We start from the raw sequence: 20,839 nt of genomic DNA on the forward strand, positions 1-20,839 counted from the left end.
CAAAGGACAGAACAGGGACACGTAGGATTTCCCGCCAGGATGGTGGGACGATAAGGATGTCAGGGAAACAGTCTAGAGAACCCCGCCTCGGCGGGGTTTTCTTTGTCTGGCGTTTTTATGCGCCGCGCCCATCCAGTGTCTGCACGCCAGCCTGGCGGGCATCGCTCTCCTCCTCAAGCAGGGTGCGCAGCAATTCCACCGACGCCTGCTGGCGCTGGGCATCGCGAAACACCAGGCCCACCTTGAGCGGCACCCGCGGCTCGCTCAGGGGTTTCCACAGCAGTGCCTGATCGTCTTCGGCCGCTTCCTTGGCCCGCCCCGGAAGGATGGTCGCCAGGGCGGTATTGGCCAGGCTGTCGAGAATCCCCCCCATGTTGTTCATCTCTGCCTGCACCTGCGGCCTGCGCCCGAGGTTGGCCAGCTGGGCCTTCCAGATCTGTCGGATCTGAAATTCCTCCCCCAGCATCAGCAGCGGCAGTTCGGCGGCTTGTCTGATCGAGACCTTCTTGAAGTCTTTCAGTGGATGCGTATTGGGGATGACAAGCTGCAGTTCATCTTCGTACAACAACAGCCCGTGCAGCCCAGGCTGACGTGGCGGCAGGTAGCTGATGCCGATATCCAGGCTGCCGTTGAGTAGCCGCCGCTCGATTTCCAGCCCCGACAGTTCGTAGATCTGTACGACCAGGTGTGGCTGGGCCTTGCGCAGTTTCTCCAGCAGCCGCGGCACCAGGCTCGGGCGTACGGTCTGCAGCACACCGATGGCCAAGGTGCGCAAGGACTGGCCCTTGAACCCCTGCATGGCTTCCTGGGCGCGCTGCAGCCCGTCGAGCAGGGGCAATGCATGGTTGTAGAGGGTGTGCGCGGCGAGTGTCGGCAGCAGGCGTTTGTTGCTGCGCTCGAACAGGTTCAGGTCAAGGCTGTGCTCAAGCTGGCGGATCTGTTGCGACAGTGCCGGTTGCGACAGTGACAGACGCTCTGCAGCCCGCCCCACATGACCTTCTTCATAGACCGCGACGAAATAACGCAGTTGGCGAAAATCCATAAGAAATACTTATCGAAAAAGCTGAAAAATCGAAATGGCCGCGAAGCGCCGGTACGCCTAGTCTATCGCCGTATTCCGGAGGGCTGAAGCGATCCGCCCGGTTCATTGTTGCCCCGGATGAGAAACACTTTTGATAGGCAAGGCAAAATATCCGACCTCAGGCGAAGACCGGGGCGCCTTGCCGTCCCCGTGATTGCCTTGGAGTCATCATGAACCTGTTCAAGCTGCGTCGTTCGGCTGCGGCCGTTGCCGGGCCCGTGCAGAGCCCGACGCATGAGGCGCGGCCCTCGCCGTTGTCCCGCGAGTGGCTGATGCCTGGCCGCGAGCGCGCACCTCAGGTGTTCGTGCGGGGTCAGGGTTCGTGGTTGTGGGATGACCAGGGGCATGCGTACCTGGACTTCACCCAGGGCTGCGCGGTGAACAGCCTCGGGCACAGCCCTGAAGTGCTGGCCAGGGCCCTCGGCAGCCAGGCCCAGGCCCTGATCAATCCGGGCGCGGGCTTTCACAGCTCGGTGCTGCTGGCGTTGGCCGAGCGCTTGTGCCAAAGCACCGGCAGCGACCAGGCGTACCTGCTCAACAGTGGCGCCGAGGCTTGCGAGGGCGCAATCAAGCTCGCGCGCAAATGGGGCCAGCTGCATCGCGGCGGCGCCTATCACATCATCACGGCCAGCCAGGCCTGCCATGGCCGCAGCCTTGGCGCGCTGTCGGCATCCGACCCGCTGCCGTGCAACCGCTGCGAACCGGGATTGCCAGGCTTCAGCAAGGTGCCGTTCAACGACCTGGCTGCGCTGCATGCCGAGGTCGACTCGCGCACCGTGGCGATCATGCTCGAGCCGATCCAGGGCGAAGCCGGCGTGATTCCGGCGACACGTGAATACCTGCAGGGGGTCGAAAAGCTCTGCCGCGAGCTGGGCATTCTGTTGATTCTCGACGAAGTGCAGACCGGTATTGGCCGTTGTGGCGCGCTGCTGGCCGAACAGACCTACGGCGTGCGTGCCGACATCCTCACCTTGGGCAAGGGCCTGGGTGGTGGGGTGCCGCTGGCGGCCCTGCTGGCCCGCGGTAGGGCCTGCTGCGCCGCGCCGGGCGAGCTGGAGGGCAGCCACCACGGCAACGCCCTGATGAGCGCGGCGGGCCTGGCGGTGCTGGATACCGTGCTGGCGCCGGGTTTTCTCGAGAAGGTGCAGGACAGCGGCCGGCACCTGCGCGAGGGTCTTAGCCGTCTGGCGGGGCGCTACGGGCAGGGCGAGGTGCGGGGCCAGGGGTTGTTATGGGCGTTGCAGTTGCGTGAAGCGCTGGCCCAGGAACTGGTCGAGGCAGCACTGCACGAAGGTCTGCTGCTCAATGCCCCGCAAGCAGATGTGGTGCGCTTCTCGCCGGCGCTGACCGTTAGCCGGGGCAATATCGACGAAATGCTGCAGCGGTTATCCCGGGCCTTCGCCCGCGTGCATTCCCACCAACAGGTTCGCCGCGAAGCGACGGCCTGACCACCGAATTTCAACGAACCGTCTCGCGTTCCTGCGCATCGCCCTTGGCCAGCTGTATTTGGCCCGGGGCGTTTTTTTTTCAGGCGTGATATCAGTGTGGAACCTCCAGCGAAGCGCACTAGTCTGTGTTGAGAACCATCCCAGGAGAGCTTCACATGGACTTCATTCGTATCATCATCGCTATTCTTCTGCCGCCTTTGGGCGTGTTCCTGCAGGTTGGCTTCGGCGGCGCGTTCTGGCTCAACATCCTGCTGACCCTGCTGGGCTACATTCCAGGGATCGTGCATGCGGTGTACATCATCGCCAAGCGCTAGGCCATGGTGGGGCCGTGCGCGGCCCCCTCAGCGCTCCAGCACCCCGCAGTAAAACTTCCATTCTTCCTCCATGGCGTGGGCCAGGTTTTGCGCCTGGCGAAAACCATGGCGCTCTCCCGCATAGAAGTGCCCCACGGCTTCGATGCCATTGGCTTTCAGCGCTTCAAGCATGCTGCGGGTCTGTTCCGGCACTACCACTGCATCCAGCTCACCCTGGAAGAAGATCACCGGCGCCTTGATCCGCTCAGCGTGCAGTAGCGGCGTGCGTTGCCGGTAGCGCTCGGCATCTTGCTGCGGGTCGCCGATCAGCCAGTCCAGGTAATCGCCTTCGAACTTGTGAGTCGCCTTGCCCAACGCGATGGGATCACTGACGCCATAGAGGCTGGCGCCCGCGCGGAATACGTCGTGGAAGGCCAGGGCGCACAGGGTGGTGTAGCCGCCGGCACTGCCGCCGCGAATGAACGCCTTGTCCGGGTCTATCAGGCCTTGCCCGGCGAGGAAGGCAACGGCGGCGCAGGCGTCCTGCACGTCGATTTCGCCCCAGCGCAGGTGCAATGCCTGGCGATAGGCGCGGCCATAGCCGCTGCTGCCACGATAGTTGAGGTCGGCGACGGCGAAACCACGCTGGGTCCAGTACTGGATGCGTGCGTCGAGTACCGGGTAGCAGGCCGAGGTCGGGCCTCCGTGGATGAACACCACCAGCGAGGGTGTGTGCTGGCTGTCCATGGCTGGGTAGAAGAATCCATGGGCCAGGGCGTCGCCACTCGGGTAGCTGATGGGCTGTGGATAACTGATGCGCTCGGCTGGCAGTACCTCGCCGCCACCTGCCAGGATCCGACTGCGCTGGCCGTCGCGTGCGATGGCGAGGATTGCCGGTGGGCGCGTGGGTGAGGCGGCGATGGCATAGAGGTGCTGTGCGTCCATCGCCAGGCTGCGAAACCGCGTGTAGTCCTCGGCGAACACTTGCAGGTCTTGGTCTTCGCTGCGAATCGCCAGCTTGCCGAAGCCGTTGTCGAACCAGGTCGCGAGATAGCCTTGCGAGCCCAGGGGCAGCCAGGTGCAGGCGCCCAGTTGCCACGGCGCAGCAGCGTGGTCGGCAGCTTCGGCAGGGATAGCCTGCCAGCCGCCGTCGAACTCGCCCCAGGGCTGCCAGAAGCCGTTGCGGTCGGACAGGCAATACAGCCTGCCGTCAGTGTCGAAGCGCGGCTGTTGCAGGGATTCGTCCTGGCCGGCCACGCAGTGCGTTGGCCCCCACTGCCCGTCGGCTTGCCGCGCGCGACTCATCAGGCGCGTGAGGGTCCAGGGCTGCGCCGGGCGATCCCATTCGATCCACGCCAGGCGCTGACCGTCGGGGCTCAGAACAGGGGAGGCGTAGAAGTCGGCACCTTCGGCCAGTACCTGGCGCATGCCTGCGGCCAGCGTCACCAAGCGGTGCTCGACGCGTTCGCCATGCCGCTCCTCGACCGCCAGCACCTGGCCGTCATGCCATTGCAGGTCGCCATAGCGGCATTCTGAGGCTGCAGTCAGTGCTTGGGGTTGCGAGCCGTCCAGCGCCTGGCTGTAGACCTGCTGGTCCTTCTCGTTGACGAAGACCACCGCCTGCGGGGCCAGGCAGAAACTGCCGCCGCCGTATTCATACACTCGGCTGCGCGCGCTGAAACCGTCCGGTGTCAGGCAGTGGGCCTGCTGCTGGCGCCAGTGCCAGATGCGGCAGGCGCCATCGGCGGGGCGGAATTCGTTCCAGAACAGCCCCTGCTCGCCGACCTTGAGTTCGGCGAAGTCGGTGCCGGCGGCCACCGCCTGGGTGGCGCTGAACTCAGCCGCGGGCGATGACACGGGAGTTGCGCTCATTGCGGAAGGTCATCTGTTCGATGTTCATCTGAGCGGTCTGCGCCTCCTCGCGGGCCTTGAGAATGATGCCGTGATCCGGCGACTTAGCGCACACCGGATCGGCCTTGCTGGCGTCGCCAGTGAGCATGAAGGCCTGGCAGCGGCAACCGCCAAAGTCCTTTTCCTTTTCGTCGCACGAACGGCAGGGTTCGGGCATCCAGTCATAGCCGCGAAAGCGGTTGAAGCCGAACGAGTCGTACCAGATATGCCGCAGGTCGTGGTCGCGCACGTTGGGAAACTGCACCGGCAACTGGCGCGCGCCATGACAGGGCAGGGCGGTGCCGTCGGGGGTGATGGTCAGGAACAGGCTGCCCCAGCCGTTCATGCAGGCCTTGGGGCGTTCTTCATAGTAGTCGGGGGTGACGAAGATCAGTTTGCACGGGTTGCCGTCGGCTTTCAGCCGTTCACGGTACTGGTTGGTGATGCGCTCGGCGCGTTCGAGCTGCTCTTTGGTCGGCAGCAAGCCCAGGCGATTGAGGTGCGCCCAGCCGTAGAACTGACAGGTGGCAAGTTCGACGAAGTCGGCTTCGAGGGCGATGCACAGCTCGATGATGCGGTCGATCCGGTCGATGTTGTGCCGGTGGGTGACGAAGTTCAGCACCATCGGATAACCGTGGGCCTTCACGGCGCGCGCCATTTCCAGCTTCTGCGCAAAGGCCTTCTTCGAACCGGCCAGCAGGTTGTTCACCTGTTCGTCGCTGGCCTGGAAGCTGATCTGGATATGGTCCAGACCGGCCTGCTTGAACGCGGCGATCTTCTGCTCGGTGAGGCCGATGCCGGAGGTGATCAGGTTGGTGTAGTAGCCCAGGCGCCGGGCCTCGCCGATCAGCTCGGCGAGGTCCTGGCGCACCAGCGGCTCGCCGCCGGAAAAACCGATCTGCGCCGCGCCCATTTCACGGGCCTGAGCCATCACCTCGAACCACTGTTCGGTGCTCAGCTCCTTGCCCTGGGCGGCGAAGTCCAACGGGTTGGAGCAGTAAGGGCACTGCAGCGGGCAGCGGTAGGTCAGCTCGGCCAGCAGCCACAACGGCAGGCCGACCGGCACCTCAGGCGAGGGTGATCCAGTGTTCGGCACGGGCCACCTCCATGAACTGCTCGATGTCCTCGGCCACTTCCGGGATACCGGGGAATTGCTGTTCGAGCTCAGCGATGATCGCCGCGACATCGCGTTGGCCATCGACCAGCCCACCGATCAGACCGGCACTGTCGTTGAGCTTGATCATGCCTTCGGGGTACAGCAGCACGTGGCCCTTTTGCGCGGGTTCGTACTGGAAGCGGTAGCCGGTGCGCCAGTTCGGCACCAGTGTGCGGTCGAGACTCATAGTGCGATCCCCTTGTGCCAGACCCGTTCGCTTGTGACGCTGTGATAGGGCGGGCGGTTCAGTTCATAGGCCATGCTCATGGCATCGAGCATGCTCCAGAGGATATCCAGCTTGAACTGCAGGATTTCCAGCATACGCTCCTGCCCTTCGCGCGTGGTGTAGTGCTGCAGGGTGATCGCCAGGCCGTGCTCTACATCGCGTCGGGCCTGGCCCAGGCGGGTGCGGAAGTACTCATAGCCGGCCGGGTCGATCCAGGGGTAGTGCTGCGGCCAGCTGTCCAGGCGCGACTGGTGGATCTGCGGGGCGAACAGCTCGGTCAGCGAGCTGCTGGCCGCTTCTTGCCAGGATGCACGGCGGGCGAAGTTGACATAGGCATCGACGGCGAAGCGCACGCCGGGCAGCACCAGTTCCTGCGAACGCAGTTGCTCCGGGTCCAGGCCCACCGCCTGGCCGAGGCGCAGCCAGGCTTCGATGCCGCCGTCCTCGCCGGGGGCGCCGTCGTGGTCGAGCAGGCGCTGGATCCACTCGCGGCGTACTTCGCGGTCCGGGCAATTGGCCAGGATCGCGGCATCCTTCATAGGGATGTTCACCTGGTAGTAGAAGCGGTTGGCCACCCAGCCCTGGATCTGCTCGCGCGTGGCGCGACCCTGGTACATCGCCACGTGGTAGGGGTGATGGATGTGGTAGTAGGCGCCCTTGGCGCGCAGGGCCTGCTCGAACTCGGCAGGGGACATCGGCAGTGCGTCGCTCATCAGGCCTCCTTACAACTCGATGCTCATGCCATCGTAGGCGACTTCCACGCCACGGCGCTGGACTTCGGCGCGCTCCGGGGAGTCCTCGTCGAGAATCGGGTTGGTGTTGTTGATGTGAATAAGCACCTTGCGCTGGCGCCCGAAGGCATCGAGCACCTCCAGCATGCCACCGGGGCCGTTCTGGGCCAGGTGGCCCATTTCGCGGCCGGTGCGGGTGCCGACGCCGCGGCGCTGCATTTCATCGTCTTCCCACAGGGTGCCGTCGACCAGCAGGCAATCGGCGCCGTGCATCATCTGCAGCAGCTTGTCGTCGACCTGACCCAGCCCCGGCGCGTAGAACAGCTTGCCGCCAGTGCGCAGGTCCTCGACCAGCAGGCCAAGGTTGTCACCTGGGTGCGGGTCGAAACGGTGCGGCGAGTAGGGTGGCGCCGCGCTGCGCAATGGGAAGGGCGTGAATTGCAGATTAGGGCAGGCGGGGATGACGAAGCTGCCTTGCAGCTCGATGCGATTCCACTGCAGGCCACCGTTCCAGTGGCTGAGTATGGTGAACAGCGGGAAGCCGGTGCTCAGGTCCTGGTGGACCATGTCGGTGCACCAGACCTGGTGCGGGCAGCCTTCGCGCAGGCTGAGCAGGCCGGTGGTGTGGTCGATCTGGCTGTCGAGCAGGACGATCGCGTCGATACCGGTGTCGCGCAGGGCACGTGCGGGCTGCATCGGCGCAAAGGCCTGGAGCTGGGCGCGGATGTCGGGCGAGGCGTTGCACAGGATCCAGTGCTCACCGTCGTCGGACAGGGCAATGGACGACTGGGTGCGTGCCGTTGCGCGCAGGCTGCCATCGCGAAAGCCCTTGCAGTTGACGCAGTTGCAGTTCCACTGGGGGAAACCGCCACCGGCGGCGGAACCGAGAATCTGGATGTACATGGCTACTGTCTTGCCCCTGGTCCATGAAACGAAAACGCCCCGGCGGGCCGAGGCGTTGCACTGCAGCGCTGCTTAGCGGCTGGCGAAGTACATGGTGACTTCGAAGCCGATGCGCAGGTCGGTGTAAGCGGGTTTGGTCCAGGTGGTCATGGTCGAACTCCTTCCGGATGGTGTGGGTGGATGTCAGCTATCTACTTTGGTGCCGCCTGAGTCAGGAGGTTCCATTGGCTGAGATTGCGCTATCTTACAAGAAAAATTTGTACCGAAAGGTTAATTCTTCGAAAAGCGCCCTTGCAGTACAGGTAACAATCCTCGCCTCAGACAGAGGGAATTTGCTCAAAGCGCGCATCAGGTGCTTCGCTGGTGGCCAGGCATAGCCAGCCGTGCTCGGCATCCAGAAGGCGTTTAAGCAGATGGTCCAGTATTGGCTGGTCGGTCTTGAGAATAGACCTGCGCAGACGGGAAAGGTCTGTCGGCTCTGTAGCCAGATATGTCTGCCAAGCCCACTCGGCGACCTCGGCATTGGCCATTGTCGGCTCCTCGAACTGCGCGGCCAGGGCCCGTCCGGCGGCGGGGTCGAACGTGACGCCGGCGGCCAACAGGCTGAGCAGGTGCTCGAGAATCTGGCCGGGCGTGGCTTGTGGCGATTGCACACCGAACAGCAGGCCACCTTGGCCTTCTATCTGACGAAAGGCGCTGAACACGGCATAGCCCAGTTGCAGTTCGACCCGCAGGCGCTGGTAAACCGGCCCTTGCAGCGCTTGCGCCAGTACCCGACCTGCGCCTTCATCGTGTGCGGGAACCGGGCAGAACAGCAGCAGCGCATGTTCGCTGCCGCCCGTGGGGTGATGCAGCCAGCGTCGGGCCGGCAATGGCCGGGAGGCCGGCGGTGGCGCCCCCGGCAACCCCGGTGCATGTGCCAATACCGCGCCGAGGGCCGCTTGCGCTGCGCCATCGAAGCCGATGGCGAGGCCGTGTCGAGGCGCGCTGGCCCAGATCTGCCCAAGCATTGTCAGGTCCAGCAGGCAGGCTGGCTGTGGCTGTATGGTTGCCTCGCGCAGGTGATCTGGCAGTGCCTTGAGCAGTGCCCTGATCGGGATGTGCGCTGGCTCGGCGGGCGCAGGTGTGTTCAGCAAGTGGGGGGCAGGGTGGCGCAGGTGTTCCAAGGCCAGGTCGAGGGTGCGGATTACCGCGCCAGACGTGCCCGCACAGCGCAGTTGCCAGTGTTCGCCAATGAGAGAGAAGTCCAGCTGCAGCGAGGCGCGGCGGGCGCGTTCGAGCAGTGGTTGCAGCGCTTGTAACAGCACTGCGTGAAAGCGCTCGCGCAGGGGCGAGGCGATACGCCAGCGTAGATACAGCGTCGCGAAGCCTCGCTCGACCGGCAGGATGTCGCTGACGGTCAGGTCATCCGGCAGCGCTGCGTATCCAACCGGGAGGTCTGCGATCAGCAGGGGCTCATCGTGCGGTTGCTGCCATTGGCCCTGCTCACCGCTCGGCAGATCATCGAGCAATGCCTTGAAGGCTTTCAGTGCCTGGGCATCCAGCGCTTCGAACGGCCGCTGGGCACTGTCCCGACGGGCGAGTTCAAGTGCGCTGGCTGCTTGCTTGCGACTGTGTTGAAGGCGCTCGAACTCGTTGTTGAGCGCTGCGGCGTCCAGGCGCCGCAGCGCGCCGAACCAGCCGTGCAGCAGTGCGCGAACCTCGGCTGGCGGGGCGTCCGGCTGCAGTTGCAGGCGGATGTGCCAGAGCAACTGGCCGGCAAAGGCATACAGCGAATCGCTGTGAACCTCCTGGAGCCAGCCGCGTTGGCGCAGGGCATCGAGCCAGCCGCCTGGGCGGCTGTCGCTCAGGCAGGCCTGCAGCAGGTCCAGGGCCTGCTCGGCACCTGGCGGAAGATGCTCGTGGGCGAACAGCAAATCAAGGCCGCCTCTGGAGGCTTCGAGCTCGATCAAGGGAGTATCGAGCAAGGATGCGGGAGGCGTTTGCGCTTGCATTTCGCCCGCACTGAACAGGCTGCCGAACTGCCGGCCCAGTGCTTCGAGCTGCATCAGCGATTGCGGCCCGCACAGGCTCAGATGGATCTGCCCACCGCGATAGAAGCGAGCATGGAAGTCGCCCAGCGCGCGCTGGAAAGCCGGGTCCTGCAACGCCAGGCTGTACCGGTTGCCTGCGTGGAACCCGCTCAAGGGATGATGTGGCGATACGCATTGCAACAGCCTGAACTGGCGTTGCGCCTCGGCATTGCGCGACCAGGCGATGAACTCCGCATGGATCACTTCACGCTCGCGGTGCTGGCGCGCCAGGCTCAGGTCCGGTTCGGCGAGCATCTGGCACAGGCGCTCCAGTGCTGAACCCAGGGCCGAGACGGGCACTTCGAAGAAGAAATCGGTGGTGCGTTCGCGGGTACTGGCATTGACCTGGCCGCCGAACGCCTGGACATGCCGCATCAGGCCGTCTTCCAGCGGGAAGCGCGCGGTGCCGAGGAACAGCAGGTGCTCGAGAAAGTGCGCTAGGCCCGGCCATCTCGCCGGAGCGTCATGACTGCCGGCATGGACCCTCAAGGCGGCGGCGGCGCGCTTGAGGCGCGGGGCGTGGCGCAGGGTCAGGCGCAGGCCGTTGGGCAGGGTGAGTGTGTTGATAGCGTCGGTCATGGAGCGATGCTAGCGCATTTACGGCGGCCGGGCCGGTGCCATCTGCCAAGGTGCCGATTTCACCGGTGAACCCGCTCCTTTCCCGTCGGCTTTAATCCTGACCGCGATGAAGATCCCGCCGCAGGTCCGCAAGATACGGAAACGCCTCACGCCCCTTCACCACCCGTTCGTGCTCAAGGTCGGCCAGCAATTGGCATTCCTCGCGTCCGGCCATGGCCAGCAGGCTGCCGTCCGGGCCGATGATGCTGCTCTGCCCGCAATACTGGATCTCACCCTCAGCCCCGCAGTAGTTGGCGTATACCAGATAGCACTGGTTCTCCTGCGCCCGCGAGCGCACGGTCACCTGGCAGACGAAGTCGTAGGGCGTCATGTTCGCGGTCGGCACCAGGATCAGCTCGGCGCCCTCAAGCGCCAGGCGCCGGGCGTTCTCGGGGAATTCGATGTCGTAGCAGATCAGCAGACCCAGCTTCCAGCCATCGAGCTCGACCACCGGAAAATGGTTGGCGCCCGGGCTGAACATCGAGCGGTCCAGCTCGCCGTACAGATGGGTCTTGCGGTAGTTGCACAGGCTGCGGCCGTGGGCGTCTATCAGTTGCACGCTGTTGTGAATCGAGCCGTCCTCGGCCCGCTCCGGGTAGCCATAGACGATGGCGATGCGCTGCGCCTGGGCAATCTCCACCACCGCCATGGCCGACGGTCCGTCTTCAGGTTCGGCCAGGCGCTGCACCGCTTCAGCGCCGATGTTGTAGCCGCTGAGGTACATCTCCGGGCACACCAGCAGTTGCGCGCCCCGCGCTGCCGCCAGTTGTGCCTGGTGCTGCAGGCGTTCTAGATTGCCGGGCACGTCCAGTGGCCTGGGCGCTCCCTGGAACAGGGCGATGCGCATGAGCGCCTCCTCGTCTCAGTCAGGCAGGGCGATAGGGCCGATCTCGTGGAACACGTCGCCCGGCCCGGGATTGTCCGCATGGGTCTTGCCGCCGAAGTGGTTCATGATACCCCACACCGCATTCAGCGACGTCTGCACCGCGCCTTCGACCCAGGCCGGGGTCCAGGACACGTCGTCGCCAGCGATGAAGATGCCGCGCTGCTCGGGGGGCAGGTCCTGTTGCATGAAGTGCGCGTACATGCGCTGGTTGTAGCGGTAGTGACCTGGCAGCGCACCTTTGAAGGCGCCGAGGAAGTAGGGGTCGGCCTCCCAGGAGATGGTGATCGGGTCGCCGATGATGTGCCCGGCGATGTCGGTTTTCGGGTAGATCTTCTTCAGCGCATCCAGGGCAAGCTGCACGCGTTTCTCGGTCGGATGCGGCAGCATCTTCAGCGCATCGCTCATCCATGCGTACGACAGGCAGATCACTCCCGGCTTGTCGTCGCCGTTGTCGAACAGGTAGGTGCCGCGGGTCAGGCGATCAGTGAGCGTCATGCTCAGCAGGTCGCGGCCGGTCTGCGGGTCCTTGTCCTTCCAGAACGGGCGATCGACCATGACGAAGGTCTTCGACGACTGCATGTAGCGGGTGCGGTCCAGGGCCATCCACATCTTCTGCGAGAACAGCGACTCTTCGCAGTCGATCTGGGTGGTCAGCAGCCAGCTCTGGCAGGTGGTGAGCACGGCGGCGTAGTGGCGGGTGTCGCCATAGTTGTCGGTAACCGCCAGGCGGCCATCGCTGGCGCGGGCGATGCGCTTGACCCCGGCCCGCGGCGCGCCGCCGTGCAGCGAGCGAAGACTGGTGCCGGCCGGCCAGTGCGCAGTGCTGTCCGGCACATGCCGCCAGATGCCCTGCGGCACTTGCTCCACACCTCCGACCACCAGGTGCTGGTGATCGTCGCAGTTGGTCATGACCACGCGGAAGATTTCCAGCATCGAGTTGGGGAAGTCCGAATCCCAGCCGCCGGTGCCGAAACCGACCTGGCCGAACACTTCCCGGTGTTGGAAGCTCAGCTTGGCGAAGGCTTTGGAGGTGGCGACGAAATCGTAGAAGGTGCGGTCGTCCCACAGCGGCACCAGGGTATCCCACAGGGCCTTCAGGCGCGGTACGTCGCGCTCGCGGATGGCCTGCTGAATCTCGCCGAAGCGTGCGCCGTCCTCCAGTGCATCGGCCCAGGCTTCGGCCACCTCGTGGAACAGGGCCGGCAGGTCGGCGGCTTTCTCGGCGTAGTAGGTCTGGCCTTCGAGGTCGATCACCGTGCTGCCCGACGCCGGGGTCAGCGGGTTGGGGAAGGGTTTCGTTTCCAGGCCGAGCTTGTCGACATAGTGGTAGAACGCGGTGGACGATACCGGGAAGCGCATGCCGCCCAGTTCGGCGACGATACCGTCGGTGCCGTTGAAGGCTTGCGAGCGCAGGCGCCCGCCGAGCTTCGAGGCTTCGTAGACGACCGGCTTGAGGCCCAGCTTCATCAGCTCGTAGGCCGCCACCAGCCCAGCGATGCCGGCACCGACGATCGCCACTTCTTCGCCATGCCTTTGCGCGGGAATGCTGCCAAGGCCTGCGGGATGCTCGAGCCAGTCATCGAAGGCGAAAGGAAAATCAGGACCGAAGATGGTGACCGGCGGCTTGCCGTCGACGGGGTGGCGGTTTTTCTTGTTCATCTGATGACCTTGCCAGAGCGGCTGCGCTGAGAGCGGAGCCTGAGTATAGGAAATGCGTGGCGGTCATTTTATGAAGCGTGGCGTTCGTAATTAAGAGCAATAGTGGCGTCGATATGCAGGCTGATATGTCGATATGACGATCAGGATTCGCATTATGACAAACGCCTATCCAGGCTGCCCGCGATCCACCTTGCTGCTGAGGATGATTGAGGTGGTGGTCTTTTCCACCCCTTCCAGGCTGCCAATCTGGTCAAGCAACTGGTCCAGCTGTTCCGGTGAGTCACTGAGCAGCCAGGCAACGTAGTCGAACTCGCCACTCACCGCGCACAGCTGCTGTACCTGCCCCATCGCCGACAGGCGGCGCACCACTTCGCGCCCTGATCGTGGTTGCACCGTGATGCCGACATAGGCCTGCAGACCACCCCCGACCAGGCGCTGGCCCAGGCGCACGCCGTAGCCGGTGATCACCTTATGCTTCTCCAGGCGCGCCAGACGCGACGTGACGGTGGTGCGGGCGATGCCCAGCTGGCGTGCGAGGGTAGCGACGCTTTCGCGGGCGTTGATCTGCAGCAGGGCAATGAGCTGACGATCGATTTCGTCGAGGGCGATGGCGCGGGAGTCCGGCATGACAAATCTCTGCAATGGGTGCGCTAGCCTAGCCAGACCTGGGCTCGGGCGGCAAGATGAGCCGTTCGCACGATGATGGCAAAATGATTAAATCGATTTCACTTCTGTCCTTGAGCGGGTGCGTATTATGATGCGGCACTTGGTATTTGATAATCATTCTCGCTAAAGAATTGACGCCAGAAATCCCCTCTGCCTAGCTGTAGGTGCCACGTGTCCAGCCTGTTCAAGTTCGACGTCGATGCGGCGTTCTGTGTTTCCTTGCGCGATCGGCAGGACAGCCGCGAGCGCTTCATGCGGGAAGTGGGCAGCAGGATTGGCAATCCACTGGTCTTCCACCTCAGGGAAAAGGACATCAACCCGATTCGGGGCCACTACGAGTCCCATCGCGCCTTGGCGCTGATGGCCCTGGAGCACGGCTGGCAGCGCATCCTGATTTTCGAGGACGATGCCAAGCCCTACGACTGGCGTACCACGTCGATCAACTGGATCAACCGCTTCATCGCCACCCGGCCGTTCGAGAGCCTGCACCTGGGCTATACCATGGGCCGCACCTGGCTGACCTGGTTTCCATTCATCGCCCGTGGGCGGGTCAGTGCACCGCATGCCTACATCCTTTCCCAGGAAGGCTGTCGAGTGCTGGTTGCCGCGCCCTACGACGGCAGAACGCTGGACAGCCTGTTCAAGCGACGGATCAAGCAGCACTGCGCCTACCCGATGCTGTTCCGCCGCATCAGCACTGCCGCCTCCCAGGATGCGCGTGTCGCCCGGCATGAGGATGCGCAGTGGCAGCAGAACTGGGGGCGCCACCTGCGCTCGCCGCTGAAGTATTTCTGGAAAACCTTGTTACGCTGGGGCTTTTGATAGCGCAGGGGAAACCGGCATTGACCTTCGAACATCTGCTGGAGTGCTGGCGACTGGAAGTCTCCAACAAAAAGAAGCCGGGGCGATTGGTCAGTTTGCTGAGTAACGTCCTGCGTCGGTCACGCAGGGATAACAAGCTGCGCTTCCTGTTTTCCTACCGTCTGGCTCAGTACCTGGACGGCAAAGGGGGGCTGGCCCGCCGGTATGCCCGCGGCATGCAGCAGCGACTCAATCTGAAGTATGCGCTGGACATCGACATCGGCGCGCAGATTGCGCCTGGGTTGCGCATCGCCCATCTGCCGGGCGTTGTCATCACTCGGCATGTACGGATCGGGCGCAATTTCTTCATTCGCCAGAACTGCACGATCGGTATCAAGACCTTGGGGCTGGAGCACTACGCGCTGGAGATCGGCGACAACGTCAGCCTGGGTGCCAACAGTTGCATCATCGCCGACCGCCTGCGCATCGGTGACAACGTGGTGATCGGTGCGATGTCACTGGTCACCCGCGACATTCCCGCCGACACGACGTTCTACAACTCGCGGCAGGCGACGCTGCTGCAGCGCTGACGGTTGCCGTGAGGTTCAGCCGACCGACGCTGCAGGCGAACGATTGCTGCGACTGCCAGACAAAAGCACCATGACTGCCGCCAGCAGCAACACACAGGCATAGGCATTGGTGGTAACGACCAGCCCGACATGCTGGGTGGCGATGCCTGCGGCAACTGCCGGCAGGCTGAAGGCCAGGTAACTCAGCACATAGAACCCGGCCATCAGCCCGCCGCGTTCGTGAGCGTGGGCCAGCGGCACGACCGAGCGCAAGGCGCCGAGAAATCCGCCACCGAAGCCCAGGCCGGCGACTGCGGTGCCGAGGAAGAACAGCCAGGCCAGGCCGCAGTCCACGCCGATCAGGGTCAGCAGCAGGCCGCTGACCAGCGCCAGGCTGCCGCGGCGCAGGATCACCTGGGCCTCGCTGTTGCGCAGGGCGAAGATGCCCAGCGCGCCGCAACTGGTGAGCAGGAAGACCAGGGTGCCGCCGACCAGCGGTGCCTGCAGCCCCGTGACCTGGCGCGCGAGCGTCGGCCCCAGCGACAGGTAGAAGCCTCCCAATGCCCAGAGACTCGCATTCAGCGGTGCGATCCGCCAGAAGGCCCGCCGGGCCTGCGGCGGAATCCGCACCCGTGGTCGCAGCGAGGCCCATGCACCGGGCTGACGGCTGATGCTTTCCGGCAGGCGCGCCAGCACCAACGCGAACAACGCAAAGATCCCCAACAGAACCAGGAACACCCGGTGCAGCGGTTCGCCGGAAAACTGCATCAACGCACTACTGCCCAAGGCACCAAGGGCCAGGCCCAGCATCGGTGTCACGCTGTTGAGCAGCGGCCCGCGCTCGCGGTCGAAGTCCAGCAACGCCGCGCCGAGCACACTGGTGGCAAGCCCTGTGGCGCAGCCCTGCAGCAGGCGCGCGACTATCAGCGCCTCGACCGATTCAGCACGCAGGAATACCGCCATGGCCAACACCTCCAGCGCCAAGGCAGCTGCTATCACCGGGCGCCGGCCGATGTGATCGGACAGCGAGCCGCACACCAGCAACGTCAGCAGCAAACCGCCCGCGTAGATGCTGAACACCACACTCAGCAAGGCCGGCGAGAAGCCCCAGGTTTCGCGGTAGAGGGCGTAGAGGGGTGTCGGCGCGCTGGCCGCAGCCGAAAAGGCGATCAGTATCGCCCCCAATAACCACAGGGAGGCAGCGCGAGACAGACCGTTGCGGCGTTCGCGCATGCTTTTGGGTAAGGTATCGCTCATGGTTGCTCTCGCAAAGGCTAAGAGTTAGCTTTTGCAGACGATGAACCTGTTTCGAGATAAAAGCAAACTCTTTGCGTTAAGGAGCATATGGCGATCAATCAGGGCGTGCGTCCAGGCGGGCGTAGTGCGAGGGTCCAGGCCTCGGTCCACAATGCGGTCAATCAGCTGCTGGAGGAGCGCGAGCGTGGCGAACTGACCGTGCCGCTGATCGCTGCCCGCGCCGGTGTGACACCTTCGACCATCTATCGACGCTGGGGCGACCTCAACGAACTGCTGGGTGACGTTGCGCTGCAGCGCATCCGCCCGGACAGCGGCCCGACCGACACCGGCAGCCTGGCTGGAGATTTGCTCGCCTGGGGCATCCAGTACATGGAAGAGACGTCATCGGTACCCGGCCGCGCCGCGGTGCTCGACTTGCTGGCGGCTGGTGGCGGCTGCTCCGGACGCTGCCTGGAGATTGCCACGGCACAGTTTGGCGCGATTCTCGAACGCGCAGTGGCACGCGGTGAGCCGGTTCCGAGCAATGATCGCGTGGTCGATAGACTGATGGCCCCGCTGGTGTACCGGATTCTGTTTTCCGGTGAGCCGCTGGAGGTGGCGTATGTGGAGGCGTTGGTAGAGGTGACGCTGGAGGGGATTGGCGGCTGAGGGTGTTTGCCGCCAGATGCAAAAAAGCCGCGCTGATGCGCGGCTTTGTCGTATCTGGTGGGCCCACACGGACTCGAACCGTGGACCAAAGGATTATGAGTCCTCTGCTCTAACCAACTGAGCTATAGGCCCCAGAGGTCGGCCGGATTATAACGAGGGTTTGCTAAGGGTGCCATCTGAAAGATCCGATAGTGCTATACGAAGAAAGGTGGCGGCGAACTCGTCGGCGGGTAGGGGCAGGCTGACGATGTAGCCCTGGATCTGTTCGCACCCTTCGGCGGCCAGGAAGCGTTGTTGGGCCTGGTTCTCCACGCCTTCGGCGATGATGGTCAACTGCATGCTGCGGCCCAGGGCAATGATGGCGCGGGCGATGGCGGCGTCGTGGGGATCGTCGGGCAGGCCGCGGATGAACGACTGGTCGATCTTGAGGATGTCCAGCGGCAGGCGCTTCAGGTAGCTCAGCGAGGAGTAGCCGGTGCCGAAGTCGTCGATTGCCAATTGCACACCCAGGTGCTTGAGCTGATGCAGGATGGCCAGGGCTTCTTCGGCCTGGCTCATGATGAAGTTCTCGGTGATTTCCAGCTGCAGGTCGCCGGCCTTGAGGTGGAAGGTCTTGAGCAGGTGTTCGATACGTCGGGTCAGGCTGGGCTGGCGTAATTGAGCGCCCGCGAGGTTGATCGACAGTGGGCCGAATGCTTGATAGGTGCGCTTCCAGGTGTGCATCTGCCGGCAGGCCTGCTCCAGCACCCAGTCGCCGAGCTGGAGGATGCTGCCGTTCTCTTCGGCCAGGTGAATGAACTGCTCCGGTGGTACTTCCCCGAAGGTCGGGTGGTTCCAGCGGATCAGCGCCTCGGCACCGACCAACCCCTGGGTCTTGAGGCTGAACTTGGGTTGGTAGTACAGGCTCAGTTCGTTGCGTTCGATGGCGCGACGCAGCTCATGCTCGAGGAAAATACGTTCGCTGGCCTGGGCAGTGAGGTCGAGGGTGTAGCTTTCGACGCGGTTGCGACCCTTGGCCTTGGAGCGGTACATGGCGGCGTCGGCGTTGCGGATCAATGTGGCGACGTCGGTGCCGTCTTGCGGGTACAGGCTGATACCGATGCTGGCACTGGTGAAGAACTCGTGCTCGCCGGCCTGAACCGGGGCGTGGAAACACGCCAGCAGCTTGTTGGCGATGGCGCTGGCGTCGCTTGGGCGATGCAGGCCGGGCAAGAGGATGATGAATTCGTCGCCGCCCAGGCGGGCGACGGTGTCGACATCGCGCACCTGCTCTTTCAGGCGTTGGGCGATGCCTTTAAGCAAGAGGTCGCCGACCGGGTGGCCGAGGCTGTCGTTGATGTGCTTGAAGCGGTCGAGGTCGAGGAACAGCACGGCGCCTTGGCGGCTGGAGGCCTGGGCGCAGGTGAGGGCAGCCTGCAGGCGGCTCTCGAACAGGGTGCGGTTGGGCAGGCCGGTGAGCGGGTCGTGGTGGGCCTGGTAGTCGAGCTTGGCCTGGGCGTGCTTGAGGCTGGAGATGTCGGCGAACACGGCGACGAAATGGGTGGTCTCGTGTTCGCTGTTGCGCACGGCGCTGATGGTCAGCCAACTGGGGTAGAACTCTCCGTTCTTGCGTCGGTTGCAGATCTCGCCCTGCCAATGGCCTTCGGCGGTGAGCTGATGCCACATGGCGACGTAGAAGGCGCTGTCGTGTTGGCCGGAGGCGAGCAGACGCGGGGTCTGGCCGAGGGCTTCGAGTTCGCTGTAGCCGGTGATCTCGCTGAAGGCGCGATTGACCGCACTGATGCGCTGCTCGGTGTCGGTGATCAGCACGCCCTCGGCGGTGTTCTCGAAGACCGTGGCGGCCAGTTGCAGTTTTTCCTGCATCATGTGGCGCTCGGTGATGTCGCGGGTGATGGTCAGCATGCAGTCGATGCCGCCGATTGGCAGCGGCCGAGCGGACATTTCGCACAGGCGAATCTGGCCGTCGCTACGGCGGATATGGCAACTGAAATCGCGCGCGAAACCATCGCGCTTGAGCAGTTCGATCAGCCGATCACGTTCGTTGAGGTCGACCCAGATGCCCAGATCAAGGCTGTTGTGGCCAAGGTTTGGGTTGATGTCGTAGCCGGTCAGGCGGCAGAAACCTTCGTTGGCTTCCAGCAGCAGGCCATCGCTCTGGCGCTACAGCAGCAAGCCGTCGGGCGATGCGTGGAAGGCCTTGGCGAACTTCTCTTCGGAAGTCTGCAACTGTTGCTGGGTTTCCTTGAGCTGGCTGATGTCGCGCACGGCAACCACCAGCGCCGGTGTGCCATCCAGGTCGAAGCTTTCAGCGGAGGTGAGGCCTGTGAACAACTCGCCGTTGCTGCGCCGGAAGCTCATTTCCAGGTTGCGGATGCCGCCACGCTGCACGCGTTCGAGGATCGTCGGGCCGGTGCCCGCGACACCCCACAGGCCCAGTTCGGTGGCGGTGCGGCCGATGACCTGGGCCGGGCTCAGGCCGATCTGTTCCTCGAACGCTTCGTTGACCTCCAGCAGGCAGCCATCGCTGTGGCGGGCGATGAGCAGGATGTCGGGGCATTGTTGGAACACTGAGGCGAACTTCTGTTCGGAAAGGCGCAGGGCATCCTCGGTGCGTTTGGTTTCGCTGATGTCGATCATCAGGCCGCGCATCAGCGGCTTGTGGCCGTGCTCGATCATGCTGACGATATTGCGCACCCAGAGGATGTGCCCGTCGGCACGTATCACGCGATAGTCGAGGCTGTGGTCGCGCCCGGCAGCGGTTTCGGCGTCGCAGTAGGCCTGGGCCCAGAGGGCGTCCTCGGGGTGCAGGATACCGCGCCAGAAACCAGGTCTGAGCCATTCCCTCAGCGGGTAGCCGAGCAGGCCCTCGGCGTGCGGGGAGACATAGCTGTAGGTGAAATCGTTGGCGTCGGCTTCCCAGGCGATGGCCGAAAGGCTTTCGATCAGGCTGCGGTAGTGGTATTCGCTGCTGCGCAGCTCTTGCTCCAGGGCGATCCGCCGCGAAATCTCCGAGCTGAGACGCCGGTTGATGCGCAGCATGGCGGCGAGGATCAGCAACACCACGGCCAGTGTCGGCAGGCCATAGACCAGCAGATCGCGCCATAGGCTCCGTTGATCGACGACGTTGCCGACCCAGCGCTGCTGAATGTCGCTGATTTCGGCGCTGCTCAGGTCAGCCATGACTTTGTCGAGAATTCCGATGAGGATTTTCTGTTCCCGTGGCGCGGCCATGGCCAGCTGATAACGGTAGGGCGTCTCGCCACTGACGTACAGGCCATCGAGCTTGAGCTGGCGCAGGCTCCAGATGCTCGATGCAAGGTCGCCAACCACGGCATCCACTTCGTCGGTAGCCAACGCCTGCAGGGCTGAACTCACATTGGGCAGGGCCACCAGATTGAGATCCGGGTGGTGGGTGCGCAGTAACTCATGGGGAGCGTAGTTTTCCACGACCGCGATTTTCAGGCCGTACAGGTCTTTGAGGGTGCGTGGCTGAGGGCCCCCCTCGTGGGCGAGGATGACGATGGGGAAGTCGAGGTAGGGGCGGGTGAAGGCCAGGTAGGACTGGCGTTCGGGTGTCGACATGATACCCGGGAGCAGGTCGATGCGGTTCTGTCGTGCCTGCTCGAGTACCTGCGACCAATTGCTCGGCTCGATCGGCTGCAGCGAAACGCCCAGGCGTTGCTGGATCAGGGCAATGTAGTCGGCGGCCAATCCCTGGTAGCGACCTTCCTGGTCGCGAAATTCGAATGGCGGCCAAGACGCATCCACGCCCAGGCGCAGCTGCGGATGGGCGTTGAGCCAGGCTTGTTCTTCGTCCGTCAGGGTCAGGGCGCCGGCCGCTGTGTTCCAGATCATCAAGAGCAGCAGCAGAAGTGCCGGCATCAAGGGCATGGCGACCTCTCTCTATCAGGGGGCTGATTCGAGTGTAGACGGAC

Annotated in this window: 17 protein-coding genes, 1 tRNA gene and 1 pseudogene; 5 read left to right on the forward strand and 14 right to left on the reverse strand. The window is 64.0% G+C overall.

What is annotated here, in order from left to right:
* Nucleotides 1-115 precede the first annotated feature (115 nt).
* Nucleotides 116-1,042 (reverse strand): LysR family transcriptional regulator, encoded by a 927-nt coding sequence (locus tag APH44_RS08175; protein WP_054892194.1) that lies wholly within the window; start codon nt 1,040-1,042, stop codon nt 116-118.
* Between the two features lie 209 nt (nt 1,043-1,251).
* On the opposite strand from APH44_RS08175, the gene APH44_RS08180 reads away from it, so the two are divergent.
* Both APH44_RS08180 and APH44_RS29015 read left to right on the forward strand, forming a co-directional pair.
* Nucleotides 1,252-2,529, forward strand: coding sequence for an aspartate aminotransferase family protein (locus APH44_RS08180; protein ID WP_054892195.1), 1,278 nt, complete (start codon nt 1,252-1,254; stop codon nt 2,527-2,529).
* 155 nt (nt 2,530-2,684) lie between these two features.
* Nucleotides 2,685-2,843: a YqaE/Pmp3 family membrane protein gene (locus APH44_RS29015; protein WP_003177654.1), complete on the forward strand. Its 159-nt coding sequence runs from the start codon at nt 2,685-2,687 to the stop codon at nt 2,841-2,843.
* 27 nt (nt 2,844-2,870) lie between these two features.
* Here the strand turns inward: APH44_RS29015 and APH44_RS08185 are convergent, their stop codons facing one another.
* The 10 genes from APH44_RS08185 to APH44_RS08225 form a co-directional block, all read right to left on the reverse strand.
* Nucleotides 2,871-4,694: a S9 family peptidase gene (locus APH44_RS08185; protein ID WP_054892196.1), complete on the reverse strand. Its 1,824-nt coding sequence runs from the start codon at nt 4,692-4,694 to the stop codon at nt 2,871-2,873.
* Complete coding sequence (gene pqqE, locus APH44_RS08190) at nt 4,660-5,808, reverse strand: pyrroloquinoline quinone biosynthesis protein PqqE (protein ID WP_054892197.1); 1,149 nt, start codon at nt 5,806-5,808, stop codon at nt 4,660-4,662. Before pqqE ends, APH44_RS08185 begins: the two co-directional genes overlap by 35 nt.
* A complete protein-coding gene (gene pqqD / locus APH44_RS08195; protein WP_054892198.1) occupies nt 5,780-6,055 on the reverse strand; it encodes a pyrroloquinoline quinone biosynthesis peptide chaperone PqqD in 276 nt (91 codons plus the stop codon). Before pqqD ends, pqqE begins: the two co-directional genes overlap by 29 nt.
* Entirely contained in the window at nt 6,052-6,807 is a 756-nt protein-coding gene (gene pqqC / locus APH44_RS08200; RefSeq protein ID WP_054892199.1) for a pyrroloquinoline-quinone synthase PqqC, read from the reverse strand. The genes pqqD and pqqC overlap by 4 nt, the downstream gene beginning before the upstream one ends.
* 9 nt (nt 6,808-6,816) lie before the next feature.
* Nucleotides 6,817-7,728 carry a pyrroloquinoline quinone biosynthesis protein PqqB gene (pqqB, locus tag APH44_RS08205; RefSeq protein WP_054892200.1) on the reverse strand — a complete coding sequence of 304 codons (912 nt, stop codon included), beginning with the start codon at nt 7,726-7,728 and terminating at the stop codon, nt 6,817-6,819.
* A 72-nt stretch (nt 7,729-7,800) separates the two neighbouring features.
* Nucleotides 7,801-7,878 (reverse strand): pyrroloquinoline quinone precursor peptide PqqA, encoded by a 78-nt coding sequence (gene pqqA / locus APH44_RS29020; RefSeq protein WP_081255326.1) that lies wholly within the window; start codon nt 7,876-7,878, stop codon nt 7,801-7,803.
* A 167-nt stretch (nt 7,879-8,045) separates the two neighbouring features.
* Nucleotides 8,046-10,379, reverse strand: coding sequence for a pyrroloquinoline quinone biosynthesis protein PqqF (gene pqqF, locus APH44_RS08210; RefSeq protein ID WP_054892201.1), 2,334 nt, complete (start codon nt 10,377-10,379; stop codon nt 8,046-8,048).
* Between the two features lie 91 nt (nt 10,380-10,470).
* The gene (locus APH44_RS08215) at nt 10,471-11,265 is read right to left on the reverse strand and encodes a carbon-nitrogen hydrolase family protein (RefSeq protein WP_054892202.1); all 795 of its coding nucleotides are present in this window, start codon (nt 11,263-11,265) and stop codon (nt 10,471-10,473) included.
* A 15-nt stretch (nt 11,266-11,280) separates the two neighbouring features.
* Nucleotides 11,281-12,963 (reverse strand): NAD(P)/FAD-dependent oxidoreductase, encoded by a 1,683-nt coding sequence (locus APH44_RS08220; RefSeq protein WP_054892203.1) that lies wholly within the window; start codon nt 12,961-12,963, stop codon nt 11,281-11,283.
* A gap of 165 nt (nt 12,964-13,128) precedes the next feature.
* Nucleotides 13,129-13,590, reverse strand: a complete 462-nt coding sequence (locus APH44_RS08225) for an Lrp/AsnC family transcriptional regulator (RefSeq protein ID WP_054892204.1) — start codon at nt 13,588-13,590, stop codon at nt 13,129-13,131.
* 210 nt (nt 13,591-13,800) lie between these two features.
* Between APH44_RS08225 and APH44_RS08230 the strand changes: the two genes are divergently transcribed.
* Both APH44_RS08230 and APH44_RS08235 read left to right on the forward strand, forming a co-directional pair.
* Nucleotides 13,801-14,451, forward strand: coding sequence for a hypothetical protein (locus tag APH44_RS08230; RefSeq protein WP_256216346.1), 651 nt, complete (start codon nt 13,801-13,803; stop codon nt 14,449-14,451).
* A gap of 20 nt (nt 14,452-14,471) precedes the next feature.
* The gene (locus APH44_RS08235) at nt 14,472-15,020 is read left to right on the forward strand and encodes a serine acetyltransferase (RefSeq protein ID WP_054892205.1); all 549 of its coding nucleotides are present in this window, start codon (nt 14,472-14,474) and stop codon (nt 15,018-15,020) included.
* A gap of 15 nt (nt 15,021-15,035) precedes the next feature.
* Here the strand turns inward: APH44_RS08235 and APH44_RS08240 are convergent, their stop codons facing one another.
* On the reverse strand, nt 15,036-16,256 hold the full coding sequence (locus APH44_RS08240) for an MFS transporter (protein WP_256216347.1): 1,221 nt from the start codon (nt 16,254-16,256) through the stop codon (nt 15,036-15,038).
* A gap of 87 nt (nt 16,257-16,343) precedes the next feature.
* Between APH44_RS08240 and APH44_RS08245 the strand changes: the two genes are divergently transcribed.
* Complete coding sequence (locus APH44_RS08245) at nt 16,344-16,904, forward strand: TetR/AcrR family transcriptional regulator (RefSeq protein ID WP_054892207.1); 561 nt, start codon at nt 16,344-16,346, stop codon at nt 16,902-16,904.
* A 55-nt stretch (nt 16,905-16,959) separates the two neighbouring features.
* Here APH44_RS08245 and APH44_RS08250 read toward each other — a convergent pair.
* Nucleotides 16,960-17,036 (reverse strand) — tRNA-Ile (locus tag APH44_RS08250).
* 15 nt (nt 17,037-17,051) lie between these two features.
* Nucleotides 17,052-20,795: pseudogene (locus tag APH44_RS08255) on the reverse strand (EAL domain-containing protein).
* Nucleotides 20,796-20,839: the final 44 nt, after the last annotated feature.

Origin of the sequence: Pseudomonas sp. NBRC 111143 (genome assembly GCF_001320965.1) — a bacterium.
Classification (GTDB): domain Bacteria; phylum Pseudomonadota; class Gammaproteobacteria; order Pseudomonadales; family Pseudomonadaceae; genus Aquipseudomonas; species Aquipseudomonas machongensis.

Coding starts and splice junctions, on each gene's coding strand:
- pqqA (WP_081255326.1), bottom strand. CDS start 7,878: ATGACCACCTGGACCAAACCCGCTTACACCGACCTGCGCATCGGCTTC.
- APH44_RS08185 (WP_054892196.1), bottom strand. CDS start 4,694: ATGAGCGCAACTCCCGTGTCATCGCCCGCGGCTGAGTTCAGCGCCACC.
- APH44_RS08240 (WP_256216347.1), bottom strand. CDS start 16,256: ATGAGCGATACCTTACCCAAAAGCATGCGCGAACGCCGCAACGGTCTG.
- APH44_RS08215 (WP_054892202.1), bottom strand. CDS start 11,265: ATGCGCATCGCCCTGTTCCAGGGAGCGCCCAGGCCACTGGACGTGCCC.
- APH44_RS08220 (WP_054892203.1), bottom strand. CDS start 12,963: ATGAACAAGAAAAACCGCCACCCCGTCGACGGCAAGCCGCCGGTCACC.
- pqqF (WP_054892201.1), bottom strand. CDS start 10,379: ATGACCGACGCTATCAACACACTCACCCTGCCCAACGGCCTGCGCCTG.
- APH44_RS08175 (WP_054892194.1), bottom strand. CDS start 1,042: ATGGATTTTCGCCAACTGCGTTATTTCGTCGCGGTCTATGAAGAAGGT.
- pqqB (WP_054892200.1), bottom strand. CDS start 7,728: ATGTACATCCAGATTCTCGGTTCCGCCGCCGGTGGCGGTTTCCCCCAG.
- APH44_RS08180 (WP_054892195.1), top strand. CDS start 1,252: ATGAACCTGTTCAAGCTGCGTCGTTCGGCTGCGGCCGTTGCCGGGCCC.
- pqqC (WP_054892199.1), bottom strand. CDS start 6,807: ATGAGCGACGCACTGCCGATGTCCCCTGCCGAGTTCGAGCAGGCCCTG.
- APH44_RS08225 (WP_054892204.1), bottom strand. CDS start 13,590: ATGCCGGACTCCCGCGCCATCGCCCTCGACGAAATCGATCGTCAGCTC.
- pqqD (WP_054892198.1), bottom strand. CDS start 6,055: ATGAGTCTCGACCGCACACTGGTGCCGAACTGGCGCACCGGCTACCGC.
- APH44_RS29015 (WP_003177654.1), top strand. CDS start 2,685: ATGGACTTCATTCGTATCATCATCGCTATTCTTCTGCCGCCTTTGGGC.
- APH44_RS08245 (WP_054892207.1), top strand. CDS start 16,344: ATGGCGATCAATCAGGGCGTGCGTCCAGGCGGGCGTAGTGCGAGGGTC.